This is a genomic window from Shewanella sp. 0m-6 (assembly GCF_052977325.1).
In genome coordinates this window covers 32,956-49,719 of sequence record NZ_JBRIMD010000019.1, presented here as the reverse complement: position 1 = coordinate 49,719, position 16,764 = coordinate 32,956, and the positions used below count along the sequence as shown (strand labels likewise).

Annotated in this window: 15 protein-coding genes; 14 read left to right on the top strand and 1 reads right to left on the bottom strand. The window is 43.3% G+C overall.

Annotation, left to right across the window (positions count from 1 at the left end; genetic code table 11):
• The 8 genes from ACVBJC_RS14555 (at window position 1) to panP (ending at window position 10,704) form a co-directional block, all read left to right on the top strand.
• Window positions 1-2,118, top strand: coding sequence for an MtrB/PioB family decaheme-associated outer membrane protein (locus ACVBJC_RS14555; RefSeq protein ID WP_447161576.1), 2,118 nt, complete (start codon window positions 1-3; stop codon window positions 2,116-2,118).
• A gap of 497 nt (window positions 2,119-2,615) precedes the next feature.
• Window positions 2,616-3,194: a hypothetical protein gene (locus ACVBJC_RS14550; RefSeq protein WP_447161575.1), complete on the top strand. Its 579-nt coding sequence runs from the start codon at window positions 2,616-2,618 to the stop codon at window positions 3,192-3,194.
• A gap of 31 nt (window positions 3,195-3,225) precedes the next feature.
• The gene (locus ACVBJC_RS14545; protein WP_447161574.1) at window positions 3,226-3,867 is read left to right on the top strand and encodes a uracil-DNA glycosylase family protein; all 642 of its coding nucleotides are present in this window, start codon (window positions 3,226-3,228) and stop codon (window positions 3,865-3,867) included.
• 109 nt (window positions 3,868-3,976) lie between these two features.
• The gene (locus ACVBJC_RS14540) at window positions 3,977-5,146 is read left to right on the top strand and encodes a sugar diacid recognition domain-containing protein (protein WP_447161573.1); all 1,170 of its coding nucleotides are present in this window, start codon (window positions 3,977-3,979) and stop codon (window positions 5,144-5,146) included.
• Window positions 5,143-5,679 (top strand): prepilin-type N-terminal cleavage/methylation domain-containing protein, encoded by a 537-nt coding sequence (locus ACVBJC_RS14535; protein WP_447161572.1) that lies wholly within the window; start codon window positions 5,143-5,145, stop codon window positions 5,677-5,679. Before ACVBJC_RS14540 ends, ACVBJC_RS14535 begins: the two co-directional genes overlap by 4 nt.
• 252 nt (window positions 5,680-5,931) lie before the next feature.
• Window positions 5,932-7,290, top strand: a complete 1,359-nt coding sequence (locus ACVBJC_RS14530; RefSeq protein WP_447161571.1) for a GntP family permease — start codon at window positions 5,932-5,934, stop codon at window positions 7,288-7,290.
• Between the two features lie 128 nt (window positions 7,291-7,418).
• Window positions 7,419-8,573: a glycerate kinase gene (locus tag ACVBJC_RS14525; protein ID WP_447161570.1), complete on the top strand. Its 1,155-nt coding sequence runs from the start codon at window positions 7,419-7,421 to the stop codon at window positions 8,571-8,573.
• Between the two features lie 484 nt (window positions 8,574-9,057).
• Entirely contained in the window at window positions 9,058-10,704 is a 1,647-nt protein-coding gene (panP, locus tag ACVBJC_RS14520; protein ID WP_447161569.1) for a pyridoxal-dependent aspartate 1-decarboxylase PanP, read from the top strand.
• Window positions 10,705-10,745: 41 nt separating this feature from the next.
• Here the strand turns inward: panP and ACVBJC_RS14515 are convergent, their stop codons facing one another.
• On the bottom strand, window positions 10,746-10,883 hold the full coding sequence (locus ACVBJC_RS14515; protein ID WP_447161568.1) for a hypothetical protein: 138 nt from the start codon (window positions 10,881-10,883) through the stop codon (window positions 10,746-10,748).
• 617 nt (window positions 10,884-11,500) lie between these two features.
• On the opposite strand from ACVBJC_RS14515, the gene ACVBJC_RS14510 reads away from it, so the two are divergent.
• Genes ACVBJC_RS14510 through ACVBJC_RS14485 form a run of 6 tightly spaced genes read left to right on the top strand, consistent with a single transcriptional unit; the run spans window position 11,501 to window position 16,567 of the window.
• The gene (locus ACVBJC_RS14510; protein ID WP_447161567.1) at window positions 11,501-12,478 is read left to right on the top strand and encodes a hypothetical protein; all 978 of its coding nucleotides are present in this window, start codon (window positions 11,501-11,503) and stop codon (window positions 12,476-12,478) included.
• Between the two features lie 24 nt (window positions 12,479-12,502).
• On the top strand, window positions 12,503-13,498 hold the full coding sequence (locus ACVBJC_RS14505) for a hypothetical protein (protein WP_447161566.1): 996 nt from the start codon (window positions 12,503-12,505) through the stop codon (window positions 13,496-13,498).
• Window positions 13,499-13,500: 2 nt separating this feature from the next.
• Window positions 13,501-14,100 (top strand): LPP20 family lipoprotein, encoded by a 600-nt coding sequence (locus tag ACVBJC_RS14500; RefSeq protein ID WP_447161565.1) that lies wholly within the window; start codon window positions 13,501-13,503, stop codon window positions 14,098-14,100.
• Between the two features lie 60 nt (window positions 14,101-14,160).
• Window positions 14,161-15,636 carry a transglycosylase SLT domain-containing protein gene (locus ACVBJC_RS14495; protein ID WP_447161564.1) on the top strand — a complete coding sequence of 492 codons (1,476 nt, stop codon included), beginning with the start codon at window positions 14,161-14,163 and terminating at the stop codon, window positions 15,634-15,636.
• Between the two features lie 20 nt (window positions 15,637-15,656).
• Complete coding sequence (locus ACVBJC_RS14490) at window positions 15,657-15,827, top strand: hypothetical protein (protein ID WP_447161563.1); 171 nt, start codon at window positions 15,657-15,659, stop codon at window positions 15,825-15,827.
• Between the two features lie 2 nt (window positions 15,828-15,829).
• A complete protein-coding gene (locus ACVBJC_RS14485) occupies window positions 15,830-16,567 on the top strand; it encodes an ETEC_3214 domain-containing protein (RefSeq protein WP_447161562.1) in 738 nt (245 codons plus the stop codon).
• The last annotated feature ends 197 nt before the right edge of the window (window positions 16,568-16,764 follow it).

The following is a 16,764-nucleotide window of genomic DNA, read 5'->3' as shown; positions in this document are numbered from 1 at the left end:
ATGAAATTCAAATTAAATTTAGTCACGCTCGCTTTGCTTACCAACGCCGGAATGTTTATGTCTGGTGCAGCTATCGCAGCTGATGGTTATGGCATTCAAAATGCGAACACCGAAAAAGTAAAATTCGACAAGTGGGTGTGTAAAAACTGTAAAGTCGAAAAAGGCACTGTAGGTACTGTTGGCGTAGGCGCGGGTTATAGCGACAGCGATGATATTCGCTCCGCGAATGCCTTTGCAACTGAAGGTGGCTTTGTCGGTAAAGTTGACGCTGATGTGAAATACACTGGCGAAAATGGCTACCAAGCCACTATCGAAGCTGACAATTTAGGCATGGAAAATGGTCGTGCCGAGATTAATGTCGGTAAGCAGGGTCAATACAACTTGAACCTAAATTACCGTCAAATCAAAACTTACAAAACCGATGAGGCGATGAGCCCTTATCAAGGTATTGGCGGTGATGATCTAACGCTTCCTGGCGATTGGGTTCATGCCGGTAGCACACAAGACATGACCAGCTTGTCTTCAAGCTTAAACCCACTTGAGCTTTCACTTAAGCGTGAACGTGCAGGCTTAGGCTTTGACTATACGTTTTCAAATGAGCAAGGTGAATCATTATGGAGCACCTACGTTAATTATCAACGTGAAGACAAAACTGGTCTTAAACAAGCATCTGGTAGCTTTTACAACCAGTCAATGATGCTTGCTGAACCTGTGGATTACACCACAGATACTGTTGAAGCTGGCGTACGCTTCTCTGGAGACAACTGGTTTACTTCGGTTAATTATAACGGCTCTATCTTCAAGAATGAGTATAGTGAACTGTCGTTTGAGAATGCGTTTAGCCCAACCTTTGGCGCGCAAACTACTGGCTACATGTCACTCGATCCTGATAACGAAGCCCATACGGTATCTGTTCTTGGTCAATATGTTGCTGGCCGAACAGTGATGAATGGCCGTTTTTACTTAGGCCAGATGACTCAAGATCAAGACTTCAATACATCGGGTTATGGTTATCAATTGCCAAGTGAATCACTTGACGGTCGAGTCGACACGCGCGGCGCCACCCTAAAAGTGGTTTCTCGTATTAATCGTCAACTGCGTTTAAACGCAAGCTATGATTATAGCGACCGTGATAACAAGACCAATGTTGAAGAGTGGACGCAGATCAGCATCGATTCTACTACGGGTCAAGCGGCTTACAATACGCCATACGACATCACCACTCATAAAGCTAAGCTGGGTGCAGACTACCGTCTAGCGCGTGGCCACAAGCTTGAAGGTGGCTTTGACTACCGTAAGGATGAACGTAACTATTCAGATCGTGAAACCACTGACGAAAGCACACTTTGGGCTAAATACCAGCTCAGTGCATACGCCAACTGGAACATGTGGATCAAAGGTAGTTACGGTCAACGTGATGGCTCTAAGTATCAAGCGTCTGAGTTGACATCTGATGAGTCAAACGACCTACTGCGCAAGTACAACCTTGCCGATAGAAACCGTACTCAAATCGAAGCACGTGTTACCCATAATCCAACTGATAGCTTAACGCTAGACTTTGGTGCTCGTTATGCGCTTGATGATTATAACGAAACTCAAATCGGTCTGACCGAATCGAAAGATATGAGTTATGACGCAAGTGTCAGTTACCTAATCAATGATGATATGACAGTAACGGCTTTCTATAACCGTCAGAACATCGATTCAGATCAAGCAGGTAGCACTAACCTTGGTGCACCAAACTGGTATGGTGTAGTTGAAGATCAATTCGACATTATCGGTGCAGGCTTTAGCTACAACAACTTGATGGAGCAAAAGCTACGTCTAGGTGTTGATTACACATACTCAGACTCAAACAGTAACACTCAAGTGACTCAGGGTATTACCGGTGATTATGGTGATTACTACGCTAAAGTGCATAACGTCAATGTTTACGCCTTATACAAAGCAACAGAGAAAATGGATCTGCGCTTGGACTATAAGATGGAAAACTATAAAGACAACGATGCAGCCAATGACATTGCAGTAGATGGCATTTGGAACGTGTTAAGCTTTGGTAATAATAGCCACGACTATAATGCACATTTAATCATGCTAAGCGTGAGTTACCGTTTGTAATTCAAGTAAACCTCGGTACATCAAAAAACCCGCTTAATGCGGGTTTTTTATTGCCTATAATCGTCGCTATTGTCTTCGTGCTTGGCTTCTCTGTGTGACCGTTGCAAAAAATTTACATCAACCATAACTCTTCCATAAGTGCTTATCTACCACGAAGCGCTTCGCTTTCACCGAGTTCTCGGAGGAAAAGCTTAAAGATAAAACTCAACGAGCTTAGCTTTTGTCTTCGTGCTTGCCCTCTCTGTCTTTCATGGATAGCCACTTTTGCCCTAATACTGTTTAGCTAGCGCAGACACTATAGAGTGACCAGTCAGCCCAAACACCGCAAACAATTAAGTGAAATCCCAAACAATTAAATGAAGTCCAGAACAATTAAGTGAGCTCGATCACCGCAAAGATAAAAATTCGCGCTAAAAGCTCGCGTCATCTCCATTCAACTTGAACTTATCACTGCTTTAGTAGATCTTAATATCATCATATTCATTTAAAGACTTCTCATGACTCGTTCAACATCTATTTATAAAGCTGCTCTTCTTACAATCTTTATTGCACCACTTCCCGCATTTGCTATGGCGTCTGACACCACCAACGTGTTGCTGCTCGCTATAACACTTGGCGGTTTCAGCTTGTTTAATTTACTGCTCAATGCATTGTTTTACTTTACGGGTAAATATCACAGCCGTAACTTTGCCAAAATGCATACGCTTGTCGCCATTATCCCGTCGGTTATTGCGTTGTTTGTCGCACTGATTTATTTTGATACTGCTGGTGCTATTTCGATGAATATTGGTGTGATTATTATTGCCATCGGACTGAGCTTATTACCACTTCAACTGAACTTGTCAGCCACTAAAGCACCGACTAAAAACAGTGCGTTAATTATTGTACTCGCCGCTATCTCGCTTTTAATCGCTGCTTATTTCGTTACACCTATCGCCATTTTTGCAATTGCATGCGCCCATGTCGCCTTGATTAGCCAAGCCGACATTAAAGTGAAGTTCTTAAGCCTATCAACCCTTGCTATTGGCTACGGTTACCTAGGCTATTGGGCTTACCAAATCATTCAATATAGCTAGGTAATTAGCAGCAAAACCAAAATTAAATACTATGCCTAACGAACCTAGTTTCACACAACTTCAAGTAGATATTGCACGATGCCAGATTTGCGCAAAGGCTTTGCCGCTTGAGCCTATGCCTATTGTTCAGTTAGGCAAACAAGCCAAAATCCTGATAGCAGGCCAAGCACCAGGACAAAAATCACATGATAAAGGCCGCCCCTTTGATGATGCTAGTGGCGAGCGCCTGCGGACATGGCTTGGTGTGACTAAAGCACAGTTTTACGACCCTAACTTGTTTGCCATTTTACCTATGGGCTTTTGTTTTCCCGGTAGTTACACCACTGCCGATAAAAAAAGTGGTGATAAACCACCCCGTCCAGAATGTGCCCCAAAATGGCGCCAGCAAGTATTAGATCAACTAGAACATATTGAATTGACATTGTTAGTCGGAAAATATGCCATAGAGTGGCACCTAAAACAGAAACTCAGCGTCACAGAGTCGGTAGCTAACTGGCACACATTGTGGCCAAACACCTTAGTGATGCCGCATCCCAGTCCAAGAAATAATATTTGGCTTAAACGAAACCCTGATTTTGAACAGCTGATTATCCCTCAATTACAAAAGCGTGTTGCCCTGTTAATTGCCGCAAGCCAAACGCAGCGCACAAATGCCTATCAAGCTCACAAATAACTTATAAAGTAATGCCACATTTCATCAGTTTAAGGCACTGTAGCAATACTTTACGCCGATCACCATTAGGCTAAAACGTCGATTATTTCAAGCATTAGTGAGGCTAAACGTGTACTTTTTAGATGGTTCTTTGGCACGGCAAATCGTTAAGCGCACCATGAAGATCATTGGTCACAATATTAATGTGATGAATAATCATGGCGTGATTTTGGGTTCGGGTGAATCCCACCGCATTGGTGCTATCCATGAGGGTGCACTACTTGCGATTAGCCAGCAGCGAACTGTTGAGATCAGCACACAAAGTACTGGCACGCTACAAGGTGTTAAGCCAGGAATTAACCTGCCCCTGCACTATAAAGGCGAGATTATTGGCGTAATAGGCATAACCGGCGAACCTGAAAAATTACACAGTTATGGTGAGCTACTCAAGATGACTGCTGAAATTATTGTTGAGCAGGCCAATACGATAGAACAAGCTCAATGGCAGTATCGACAAAAAGAGGAGTTGATCATTGAGTTGATTAAATCGGAAGGGCCATTTACGTCTCATCAGCGTAACTGGGCTTCTCAGCTTAATATCGATCTTGATGCACCCCGTGTGGTTGCCGTTATTCAAGTACAGACTGATGAAGAGGAAACCGCGGCTAACTCGATGCTAAAGCAAGTATTGCACCTGCTGGAGAACCCATCGCGCGGCAATCTAGTGGCGATGACGTCGATGACTGAACTCGTCATTTTAAAACCTGCTTTCCTCGATGGAAAGTCCTGGGATCCCGAGCTTGAAAGTGAACGTATCGATCAACTCCTCAGCAGGCTTCCTAAAGAGTTCAATCGTCGTCTTAAGATCGCACTCGGACATTTTTTTCCTAAACCACAAGAGATTAATCGCTCCTACCAGACGGCATTAGAAACCTTGGCCATTGGCCAACAGATGCAGCCCGAACACAGTAAATACCTTTACGAAGACTATTCGCTACAGGTGCTATTATCCGTTCTGAAAGATAATTGGCGTGGTAAAGAACTGCTCTGCCCCTATCAAGCACTCATCAAGGCTGATAAAAATGGTCAATTGATAAAAACGCTGACCGCTTACTTGCAGCACTTTGGCGACCTGCAACTGTGTGCTAATGTTCTCTTTATTCACCGAAATACGCTACGCTATAGACTCGACAGGATCCAACAAATAACCGGCACAAATATCAATCAACTCGATGGATTATTGCAACTGTATATTGGCCAGGTGGTACTAAGAAAATCTCAAACGATAGGAGCTGTATGACCTTAACCTCTGCACGTAAACGTGGTTTTACCCTCATTGAAATAGTCGTGGTGATCATAGTACTAGGGGTTTTAGCGGTTATCGCCTTACCCAAGTTTGTTAATTTTCACGCCGACAGTAAAGTCGCAGTGCTAGAGGGTATCGCTGGAGCGATGAAAAGCGGTCTGGATTTAGTCCATAGTAAAGCGGTGATTGAAGGGGAAAATGTCGATTCTGGTAGCATTGAATATGCAGGAGTCACTATTCCGCTTTACAATGGCTACCCTGCAGTCGATGGTAACGATAGCTTCGATGAGCTTAATCGTCAGGTTCGCGCTTGGCTTGATATCGATTCAGTATCACTGACCACCATTAAACTTGATAATGATGCTGCGCCTTTCTTTGTCGACAAATCGAGCCCCAACAATCAGATTTATATATTTTTCTCCGAAGATCTTAATGATAAAAGCGTCAGCTTTAACTGTCATATTCGTTATGAAAATGCCATAAACGCCACAGAGCCCGTTATCACTGTCAAGCACAGTGATTGTTAATATAAAAGCTTTAAATAGAAAACGTTAAATAAAACTCTAACTCAAAAAGCCCTCTGCGCCTCAATTGTGCATCCGCACAAAATATTTGTATTCATCTCATCAAAATTCGTGAACATCGCCAAAGAAATATTCCTTTCACCGCCGCATAATATTTCGGCCTGAAATACCTTGGTCAGCACTGTCGAAACGGTGCGCCAACCTGGCTAAAACAACAATACCTTACATATAAAAATACCCATACAGGGATCCCCTATGAGCTTAGTACTGATCTTACTGGCTGTAATTGCGTTTATCGTTATCGCCACCTCTAAATACAAACTACACCCTTTTTTAACGTTAATTCTCGCATCGTTTCTAGCGGCCTTTGCCTACGGCCTGCCGAGCGCTGATATCGCCAAAACCATCACCTCAGGTTTCGGCGGGATCTTGGGCTACATCGGTCTCGTCATCGTCTTAGGTACCATCATAGGCACTATTTTGGAGAAAAGCGGTGCGGCAATAACCATGGCTGACGTGGTGATTAAGGTTCTGGGCAAACGCTTCCCAACGCTTACCATGTCGATTATCGGTTATATCGTGTCTATTCCTGTGTTTTGTGACTCAGGCTTTGTCATTTTAAACTCACTTAAACAGTCGATGGCCAACCGTATGAAGGTGTCGAGTGTTTCTATGAGCGTGGCATTAGCTACAGGCTTGTATGCGACTCATACCTTTGTGCCACCAACGCCTGGTCCAATCGCCGCTGCAGGTAACTTAGGTCTAGAGTCAAACTTAGGTTTGGTAATTTTCGTCGGGATCTTTGTTGCAGCAGTTGCTGCTTTAGCCGGTACACTGTGGGCCAACCGTTTTGCCAATACCCAACCTGATGGCGAAGGTGCAGAGGAGCTGTTAACTCAAAAGGATAACTTCGAAGAGCTTAAGCAAACCTACGGTACGCTTCCAAGCCCGACTCGTGCATTTGCGCCCATTTTCGTGCCTATTTTCCTTATCTGTCTAGGATCGCTTGCTAACTTCCCCTCTGCGCCACTTGGCGATGGCATGCTTTTCGAGATTTTAGCTTTCCTTGGTCAGCCAGTTAATGCCTTGATGATAGGTTTGTTGCTGTCTCTGTCTTTATTAAAGAGCAAGGATAAGATTAAAGAATTTAGCGACCGGATCAGTCAAGGCTTGGTGGTTGCTGCGCCTATTTTATTGATCACCGGTGCAGGTGGTGCATTTGGCGCCGTGCTTAAAGCCACCGACATCGGCACCTTCTTAGGCGAATCACTGTCTGCATTAGGCATAGGGATCTTTATGCCATTTGTCGTTGCTGCAGCCCTTAAATCAGCGCAAGGCTCTTCTACCGTTGCCTTGGTCGCGACCTCGGCTCTGGTTGCGCCAATGCTAGGTGATATCGGCCTTGCCAGTGATATGGGCCGCGTATTAACAGTGATGGCCATTGGTGCAGGTGCAATGACAGTTTCTCATGCCAACGATAGTTTTTTCTGGGTGGTGACTCAGTTCAGCCGCATGAGTGTTAAGCAAGCTTACAAAGCCCAAACCATGGCCACCCTCATTCAAGGTGTTACGGCAATGGCTTTGGTTTACCTACTAAGCTTAGTGTTACTTTAACGCTCTTTGCTCGATACAAATAGGCAAGCCTTGAACGGCTTGCCTACTGTACAGACATGAATCCACACTAGCATCATTACAAGTCTGTTAGCCCTTTTTTAGCCTGACTCGTTTTATAGGAATACTGCATGAAAATTGTGATTGCCCCCGACTCTTTCAAAGAAAGCCTCACAGCAATGGAAGTGGCCAATGAGATCGAGCGAGGATTTCGCACGGTTTTGCCGACAGCCGAGTACATTAAAGTCCCTGTCGCAGATGGTGGTGAAGGCACGGTACAATCCATGGTGGATGCAACCCAAGGCTCTATCGTTGAAATAAATGTGACGGGGCCTCTGGGCGATCGCGTTGCCGCTTTCTACGGTATTTTAGGTGAGGGTTACCAAGGCAGTAAAAAGACCGCTGTAATTGAAATGGCCGCCGCCTCGGGCTTGCATTTAGTCGCACCAGATAAGCGCAACCCACTTATCACCACCAGCTACGGCACAGGTGAGTTAATTGTCGATGCATTAAATCGCGGTATCGAACATATTATTATCGGTCTTGGCGGCAGCGCGACTAACGATGGCGGCGCTGGTATGGCTCAGGCCATCGGCGCGCATCTACTCGATAGTGCAGGCAAAGCGCTCTCTCCTGGAGGCGCTGCTTTAGCTGAGCTAGTCAGTATTGATTTAACCGACTTACACCCGCTTATCAAAAAATGCTCTTTTGAAGTGGCTTGCGATGTTAACAACCCGCTTTGCGGTGACAAAGGCGCATCGGCAATTTTTGGCCCACAAAAAGGCGCTACGCCAGCAATGGTAAAGCTGCTTGATGGCACGCTTAGTCACTATGCCGACATCATCGCTAAAAGTGGGTTCACAGATAATCGCGACTATGCCGGAGCGGGCGCCGCTGGAGGCATGGGCCTAGGGGTAATGACCTTTTTAGGTGCAGAGCTTAAACCTGGCATCGACATCGTTATGGAAACCGTTAGTCTCAAAGAGCTGGTTATAAACGCGGATTTAGTCATTACCGGCGAAGGGCGACTCGACAGCCAAACCTTACACGGCAAAACGCCTATGGGCGTTGCAAGTGTCGCCAAAGCGCAAGGTATTGCGGTTATCGCCATTGCGGGCTGCGTGAGTGATGATGCTAACATGTTACTTGAGCATGGCATCGATGCACTGTTTTCAATTACGCCAAGAGCCCTGCCCCTTGCAGAGGTGTTAAGCAGCGCTAAACACAATCTCTACAGCACTGCGACGAATGTAGCGGCGCTATACGCGCTATCGGCGGCGAAATAAGCTGAGCGACCCGCGAGTACCGTTCACTTAAAGAAGTAACTCAGAGAGTTTGATAACTTTAAAAGATAAGAGTCGGCCACTGAGAACATGAAGACCACGAAGCAATACTGTCCGAGTTTTTCTTCGTGCCCTCTATAAAGTAAGCGAAGCAAATGAAGTGTTCGCTTCGTGGTTTATAAGCTTTTAAAGCCAAGATCCCTGCTTAAACAGGGTTCTTGGCTTTTTGTTTACGAATCAAGTTTGGCTTAACTTACCGACATTGGCGCATAAGTTTTTTGTTTTTAGTGACCACATGAAAACGCCTTGCACTTAAGAGAAATCTATCCATCTATATCTCGGCGCTTTACAGCAACCAAGATGCCCACTTTATTTTCTACTTGATGCGCTATACAGCATAAAGTAAAGTGACCGTCCGTTTTGACCGTCCGTTTCGAAAAGCTGTTCAGCTCAGAAAGCAGCGTGATTAGTAGAGAAAGTTAGCCCCATGACAGCAAGAAAAGCCACCGCTTCAGAAGAGGCATTACTGCGAATTTTTACGGTTCCAGAAGCCCCAGATTCAACCCTGAGTGTAATTGAGCAGAATATTTCACAGAATTTAATGGGTTTCTTGCAAGAAAGTGTGGTCACGGTAGAGAAACCCCTCACAGAAGTTGAACTTGATTTTCAGCAGTATCATATTCCGGCTGCGCCGCAATTTGTCTCCGATTACGCCGACAATATGATGCAAACGCTGGTTGCACATTCGGTGCACACCTCGGCGCCAAGTTTTATTGGCCATATGACCTCTGCATTGCCCTACTTTGTATTACCTCTGTCTAAGATGATGGTAGGACTGAACCAGAATCTGGTAAAAATTGAGACATCTAAAGCCTTCACGCCACTTGAACGCCAAGTGCTCGGCATGATGCACCATCTTGTTTATGCCGAGAATGAATCGTTTTACCAAAGCCAGATGCACAGCGCCGATGTCTCTTTAGGCGCATTTTGCTCCGGCGGAACAGTCGCTAACATTACCGCGCTATGGACAGCACGAAACCAACTGCTTAAAGCGGATGGCGACTTTAAAGGCGTCGCCAAGCAAGGGCTGCTCAAAGGATTACGCCACTATGGCTATGACGATTTAGCCATTTTAGTCTCTGAGCGCGGTCACTACTCACTTGCAAAAACTGCCGACCTACTCGGTATTGGCCGAGAAAACATTATTCAAGTACCCACATCAAACGATAACAAGGTCGATGTGGTTAAGATGCGTGAAATAGCTAAGCAACTTGATAAAGACAACATTAAAGTCATGGCAATTGTTGGCGTTGCTGGTACCACTGAAACCGGCAATATCGACCCGCTAAATGCATTAGCCGATTTAGCCGCTGAGCTAAATTGTCACTTTCATGTTGATGCAGCTTGGGGCGGCGCGAGCTTACTATCCAATAAGTATCGTCACCTACTTGCAGGTATTGAGCGGGCCGATTCAGTCACCATCGATGCCCACAAACAGATGTATGTGCCTATGGGCGCAGGTATGGTGCTATTTAAAGATCCAACCTTTGCCAACGCCATTAAGCACCACGCCGAGTATATTCTACGTCAAGGCTCAAAAGATTTAGGCAGCCAAACCCTTGAAGGTTCACGCCCGGGTATGGCGATGCTAGTCCATGCTTGCCTTACCGTGATAGGCCGTGAAGGCTATGAGATTTTAATCAACAACAGCCTTGAAAAGGCGCGTTATTTCGCCGATTTAATCACCGCGGAAACCGACTTTGAACTGGTATCTAAGCCTGAGCTTTGCCTGCTCACCTATCGCTACGTTCCACAATCTGTGCAAATAGCTATGGCTAAAGCGCGTGAAATTGGCGATATAGCCTCGCTCACTAAGTTTAATGCGCTACTAGACGGTCTCACTAAGTTTGTGCAAAAAACTCAGCGTGAACAAGGTAGCTCGTTTGTATCGCGTACCCGTATTAATCCTGAAAACCACCAGCTAATGGATATCAAAGCCGTGGTATTTAGAGTGGTGTTAGCAAACCCGCTAACTAGCCATGAAATTTTACAACAGGTGTTAGCGGAGCAAGTAGAAATAGCCAATAGCGAAACGCAATACTTGCCTCAACTGCTCTTACTAGCACAAAGCTAATTCAGCTATTGTGTTGTGCAAGGCTCGATTGGCGTTTTGCTTTAATCGAGTCTTGCCGTAATAAACAGATCCGTCACCTCACCGATTGGACTCGTTTGCAGCTTACGTTTAATATCTATGATGCTAAATCCAGCGGCCTCTAGCGACTTTCTGTTGTTTTTAAATAATACAACTTTCAACTAGATTTACGAATGTGGCTATAGTTAAATTCTCCGCTGCAGCTATATATGTACTCTAGGTAGTCCACGAGCGAAATTTAAGAAACTTTAATTAAAAATACATAAAACGCATAAAATACCTAGCCCATCAGTAATTCAGTAATTCAGTAATTCAGTAATTCAGTAATTCAGTAGTTCAGTAATTCAGTAGTTCAGTAATTGAACTCAGTTATTCTACTACTGAATAACTCTTCAAATTGTGGTGCCCACTTATTCAATTACTAAATTCACTTATTCATTAATTGGATTTATCCCAAACAAATCACCACACAACAATTTAAATAAGTTTGTTTATTTGAACGGCATCACAACGCAGAAGCTACATCAATATTATTATATGCAAAATGAAAAACAACTTTTTCACTAGGACTATTAAAACAAACTAATTTACTTTTATTAGGGAATGGATGCCTTTTATTTGTTAGCCTATAGCGAACTCACACCAGAGAAAGTTACGGCGCCTCCCCTCACTAAATAATAAATCCCCAAACAAAACATATAAATAAGACCGAAAATATCAATTAAAAACTACAACCATCTAAAACAATAAATAAAACCACCAGAGTTTAGTATCAAAAATGAAATCTACATGCAAATTATTTCTGTACATTTGGCTAGTATCCTTAACTCTTGGATGCCAATCAACCAGTGTTCCAGCCTGGTATAATTCACCTCAAAAAAACAATTCAGATTTTATTATAGCTGTCGGTGAAGGAAGAAACTTAGAACAAGCGAAAAAGTCAGCACTTAGCAACATTAATGCCTCACTCTGGACTGAAGTTAATTCATCTTTTTCTATGAATGACACCCATAGAAGCATCGGAAACGAAAGTTACTCTAGCGCATATATCAATAATGCCGTCAATACGAAAACATCAAACATTGCATTTAGCGGTGTTGAATATAGTAACATAGCAAACAATGACATCTATTTTTATGCTCAAGCACAAATAAAGAAGTCGAGCGTCATCAACCAGCTAATCTCTGACCTAAATAATATCAACAAAGAGATAAAGGCGCAGCTTGATAAGTTATCGCATCAAGATCCTCTTCAGTGGTGGTTAATCAATAAAAATAGTGATTATTACAAAGATTATGCAATTGTCAGGCTAGCGATGCTCTCATCTCTATCACCTGCTACTAAAATAGATACAGCTTATATTGAAAAGATAACCAACGATTCATCACGAGTTAAATCAAGCATCTTGATTTACATCCAGCCACCATATACCAGTCCAAAAATGGCGCTTATGTTAGCTGAAAAGTTGTCGTTAGAAGGGATCCAAACAACAATAAAAAAGTCACCTAAAGCAACACATACTCTAAAAATTACTTCAAGTTTACGCCAAAGCATTATTGCTGACGCCTACATTTCAACTCAAATATCAAGCCTGCAACTTATAAACAAAAACAACAATGTCATTAGTAGCAGTGAAATAATATCAACAGGTAATTCCCTTTCCAATTACAAAATATCTAAAGAAGGTGCAGAGCGCCATTTTTCTACACAAGTCGATGAGCGCGGACTGTGGCCAGCTCTCGGTTTAACATTATAAAAATATAAATTAATGGAGTTAATAATGCTTAATAAAACAGTGGTAGCCATCAGTGTGTCTTTGTTATTAGGAGCCTGTGCTTCTAGCCCTGAGAACGTTTGTCACCCTAATACTATGGTGAACATTGAATCGTCAGAGGTTCCGACAAAAAAAAGTGCTGATAAAAAATACATTGTATTACCAGTCGATATAAATTTTGAAGAGTCAGCCTCAGACAAACTTAAAGCCACTCTAATAAACAAAATTGAATCACAACTTACAACGTCTGGTGTTCAGGTAGTTGATCGCAAGTTAGCTAGCAAACTTAAAAATGAAATAAAACTTGCAGAACAAAGTGGACGTTATAATACAAAAGGCGTACCGATAGCTGACTATGCGATTATTACCGAAGTAACGAAAAGTGATTTAAGTGCATCACATAACGAAACTCGCTACTATGAAAATAAAGACGGTGAGAGTAAAAAGATCCCAGCTAGCTGTGACTACAAAGTCGAATTTGCAGCTATTGCAAAAGTAGTGTCTCTACCTGATATGACATTGATAAAAAGAATTGAACTTGATGGTAACGACTCCTTTAGCACAGAAACAACCAACTCAAGATGCCCTATTTCAAATGCTCAATACTCAAGCTTGGCATTAGCCGCTGCAACAGAATCTATTGAACACGATGGTGAACTAAAAGAACTGCTGGCTCCAAGCGCACCAGTACTAGAATTACGTCATTGTGAAAGTGGCCCAATGGTCAAAATAGGAATGGGCTCAAAGACTAATATACAACCTGACTCTGAAGTTGCATTCGCTAATGCAATCAAAAACTCTGAAGGCGAAGTAGAAACTTTTAGTGTCGGTGAGGGTGATGTAGTTGACATTCCAATGCACGGCATTAAACCTGACTATTCTTGGGTCATGATTGATGAAGAAACAGCATTGAAAATTAAAAAAGGGGATGAGGCAAAAATGATTCCTAAGCGTTGCAACAACTTACTAGACATTAAGTGTCAATCACGGGCTTGGCTATAAACATGAAAAAACTTATATTAATATGCGCTATTACAGTGGCATTATCAGCTTGTTCTGCCACTCAAACCGTCGAGCAAGCACAGCAATTTGCTAACTGTACCTTTCCCGACGCACCAAACGCAGAAGCCCCTGCGTGGATTTGTGACGTAATGCCAACAGATTTGGCCGCCGGTGGCATGGGTTATGCCAAAAAGAGCGTCGCGGGCATGAACGTAATGCGAAAAATAGCCATTAATGATGCCAGAGTACAGCTGGCTTCACAGTTCCAAATTGACGTCAATAATATGTTTAAACAAGCTGTCAGTAGCACCGTCAATACTAACACGCTGGACGGTGCCAGTGAGAATGTAATTGAAACATTTGAAAACGTAACTAAAACCGTTGTCACGCGCTCGCTTTCAAATAGTAAGGTTATTGTCAGTCAGGCAAGCCCAAGCGGTGGCTTATATGTACTTGTGGGTATGGATAAAGAAACCTACCAGGCTAATGTCAACAAGGTGATCGACACTGCCAATCAAGATGCCAGCTTGTGGAACAAGTTCAATAACGAGAAAGCTGCCAAAGACCTATCTAACGCGCTCGAGTCACTTAAAGCAATATAAAGCAATATCTAGAGGCTATTTTCATAGCCTCTTTTTTATGCCTGGCAAACAGAGAAAACAATGAAATACTATCACAAAACCCTAATCGCCCTTTCAATTATCCCAATTGTGTTTTCAGCTAATGCAAATACCGAGAATTCGTTCACCGAGTTGGAACAGGAAAAAATCCGCATTAACCAACCAATTGAAGAGAAAATTGCTGAATTCCATCAATATGTTAATCAGTATTTGGATGAGTATGAGGCATGGCGATCGCAGTACAATGAAGCTCTCGACAAGCAGCGAACCGAGCTCATTGGACAGTGGGGGAGTGGGGAAGTTTCTGACCAAACAAAAAGCGTCGAGTACAAGGGCGGCAACACAATTAAAAAGGTCATCGACTATGAAAATAATACCGCGACCATATCGGTATTATTAGATGTTAATGCTGCCAATGAATCCACGCGCGCCATCGTACAGCAGGAGATGACTGTAGATGGGCAGACGCTCAACCTGACACAGGCCAGCGTCTCGCTTGCACAAGTCAATTATTCACGCCAGCAAGAGGGACAGGAAAAATCCTTTATTATTAAGCAGGTTGACCTGCAAATGAAGGAGTTGGATATTCAGGCTGATAGATTAATTCAGTCTAACACGGGTATACCAGAATCATTTATTTTTGAAAGAGCGCATAAGCAAAAACAGGCCTTATTGGATGAGGCTAAAGTTCGTCTGACACATATCGCAACCCTGTTTGATACTAAGCGAAAAGAGCTGGGTATTGAAGATGTTGCACTGGATTCCATTGTTTCTGACAGCAAACCAACAGCCCCACAGGCGCTCGAACAGCCATCAGTTGCCGATAAGCAAATAACTGCACTGGTTGGCGTGCAAGACAAAACCGAGATCAAACCTAGTCAGCCGAATAAACCGACTTCACTTCTGCCCCCAGCTGTCGTAATTAAGCCAGCAACCAAGAAAAAAATAGTGTCTTATACCGTAAAATTACCCAATAAGAGCTTAAACAACCGCGCCAACCAGTACTTGCCTCTGGCCACTGCAGAAAGTAAGAAATGGGGAATAGACCAAGCTGTCATTATGGCCATTATGCATAGTGAGTCGAGTTTCAGGCCCGATGCGAAATCTCATGTCCCAGCCTTTGGCCTGATGCAGGTGGTGCCTAGCAGCGCTGGACATGATGTGAATAGGCACATTCGCAACATAGATGCTCCTATGAAGGCTGAAGACCTTTATGTACCACCATTGAATGTTGAGACTGGCGCTGCTTATTTACATATATTGAATGACAAATACCTCAAGAGCATTACTAATCCGCAGAGCAGACTATATTGTATGATTGCAGCATACAACACAGGGGCTGGTAATGTAGCCAGAGCCTTCAACGAAAACCGTTCAACTAACATCCGCAAGGCCGCTGAAGTCATCAACAAGATGCCACCGGATCAGGTCTACCACCACCTGCTAAAGCAATTGCCTTACGATGAAACCAAAAATTACTTGCAGAAGGTGAGTCAACGAATCGCACTTTACCAATAATACAAACAGAGACAGAATATATGCTTAAATCTATCCCCATGATATTGATAGCCATTGGGATCTATATCGGTGTGCAATACAATGACGAGATCATCGACCTGCTCGGTCAGGATACAATAGATCAGATCGAAGAAGCCGTTGAAGATGGTAAAGACAACGTGTTAGACAAGCTAAAAGATATTAACGAGTAGAAATGAACACTAACGACAACACAGCAGAAACTCAAGGAAAACTGGCTAGAATTATTGCCCTAGTGTCCTTGGTTGCCATTGCCCTTGGTGGCTTTAATGACACCACTGACGCCCTGGTTAAAATCTATGATTTTTCATTGTCCAAATTTACCGATATTCCTTCGCAAGATAAGCTGGACAAAATTTATATCCGAGCCTCGTCCGATATTCTTGAAGAGAATTTAGGTGCTCCCGTGTATATCAAACATACTTACAATGGGGATGTGATCAAATACTATCGAGATGACCGATTTATTCTATCAGCCATCAGTAAAGATGGCGCTATTTCTGCTTACCTAGTGTTCCCTGAAGCAGGTTTTAGTGCCGACACTCTGGTCTCTGCCGGAGGCCATGATCTTCTGACTACCTCTTTTAGTCAGCAAGAATCGGTGAATGACATTCGGGCAACGCTATCTAAAACAATTACTTATTATATAGAAGAGAATACCAGCGGTGATTTCAGTAATCTTTACTCTTCCGTGAGTGGCTATAGTGAACTCAATACCACATTGAACGCCGAAAAAAGAGCGACCTTAGCTAAATTGGTCGACGGTATGCTACTGGGTGAAAATATCTCAGCTCCGGCCATCGCGGTGAGAGAGCAATTTACGCCCAACTTCTACGGCTATAGCACCTTGGGGCTAGGCGCTTTGGAGGAAGCTATTTTAACTCAATCTGAATTCCGCCTCATCAATCCATAACCCTATTAAATCTCCTGAAAATTGGGACTAACTCAGTTCTTCACTGTGACTGACAAAGGCCCAATTTTCAGCTCGTAACCTGTCCAAGATGAATCTCGGATTAGATTACAAAAATGTTCTATATTAGATTGACTCAACTGCTCTCACTAGCACAAAGCTAACCTTGTAAAAAAGTTAATATTAGGAAAAAGCTAACA

Bases quoted from the DNA above. Each gene is read 5' to 3' on its own strand.
- ACVBJC_RS14555 (WP_447161576.1), top strand. From the start codon at position 1: ATGAAATTCAAATTAAATTTAGTCACGCTCGCTTTGCTTACCAACGCC.
- ACVBJC_RS14550 (WP_447161575.1), top strand. From the start codon at position 2,616: ATGACTCGTTCAACATCTATTTATAAAGCTGCTCTTCTTACAATCTTT.
- ACVBJC_RS14545 (WP_447161574.1), top strand. From the start codon at position 3,226: ATGCCTAACGAACCTAGTTTCACACAACTTCAAGTAGATATTGCACGA.
- ACVBJC_RS14535 (WP_447161572.1), top strand. From the start codon at position 5,143: ATGACCTTAACCTCTGCACGTAAACGTGGTTTTACCCTCATTGAAATA.
- ACVBJC_RS14530 (WP_447161571.1), top strand. From the start codon at position 5,932: ATGAGCTTAGTACTGATCTTACTGGCTGTAATTGCGTTTATCGTTATC.
- ACVBJC_RS14525 (WP_447161570.1), top strand. From the start codon at position 7,419: ATGAAAATTGTGATTGCCCCCGACTCTTTCAAAGAAAGCCTCACAGCA.
- panP (WP_447161569.1), top strand. From the start codon at position 9,058: ATGACAGCAAGAAAAGCCACCGCTTCAGAAGAGGCATTACTGCGAATT.
- ACVBJC_RS14510 (WP_447161567.1), top strand. From the start codon at position 11,501: ATGAAATCTACATGCAAATTATTTCTGTACATTTGGCTAGTATCCTTA.
- ACVBJC_RS14505 (WP_447161566.1), top strand. From the start codon at position 12,503: ATGCTTAATAAAACAGTGGTAGCCATCAGTGTGTCTTTGTTATTAGGA.
- ACVBJC_RS14500 (WP_447161565.1), top strand. From the start codon at position 13,501: ATGAAAAAACTTATATTAATATGCGCTATTACAGTGGCATTATCAGCT.
- ACVBJC_RS14495 (WP_447161564.1), top strand. From the start codon at position 14,161: ATGAAATACTATCACAAAACCCTAATCGCCCTTTCAATTATCCCAATT.
- ACVBJC_RS14490 (WP_447161563.1), top strand. From the start codon at position 15,657: ATGCTTAAATCTATCCCCATGATATTGATAGCCATTGGGATCTATATC.
- ACVBJC_RS14485 (WP_447161562.1), top strand. From the start codon at position 15,830: ATGAACACTAACGACAACACAGCAGAAACTCAAGGAAAACTGGCTAGA.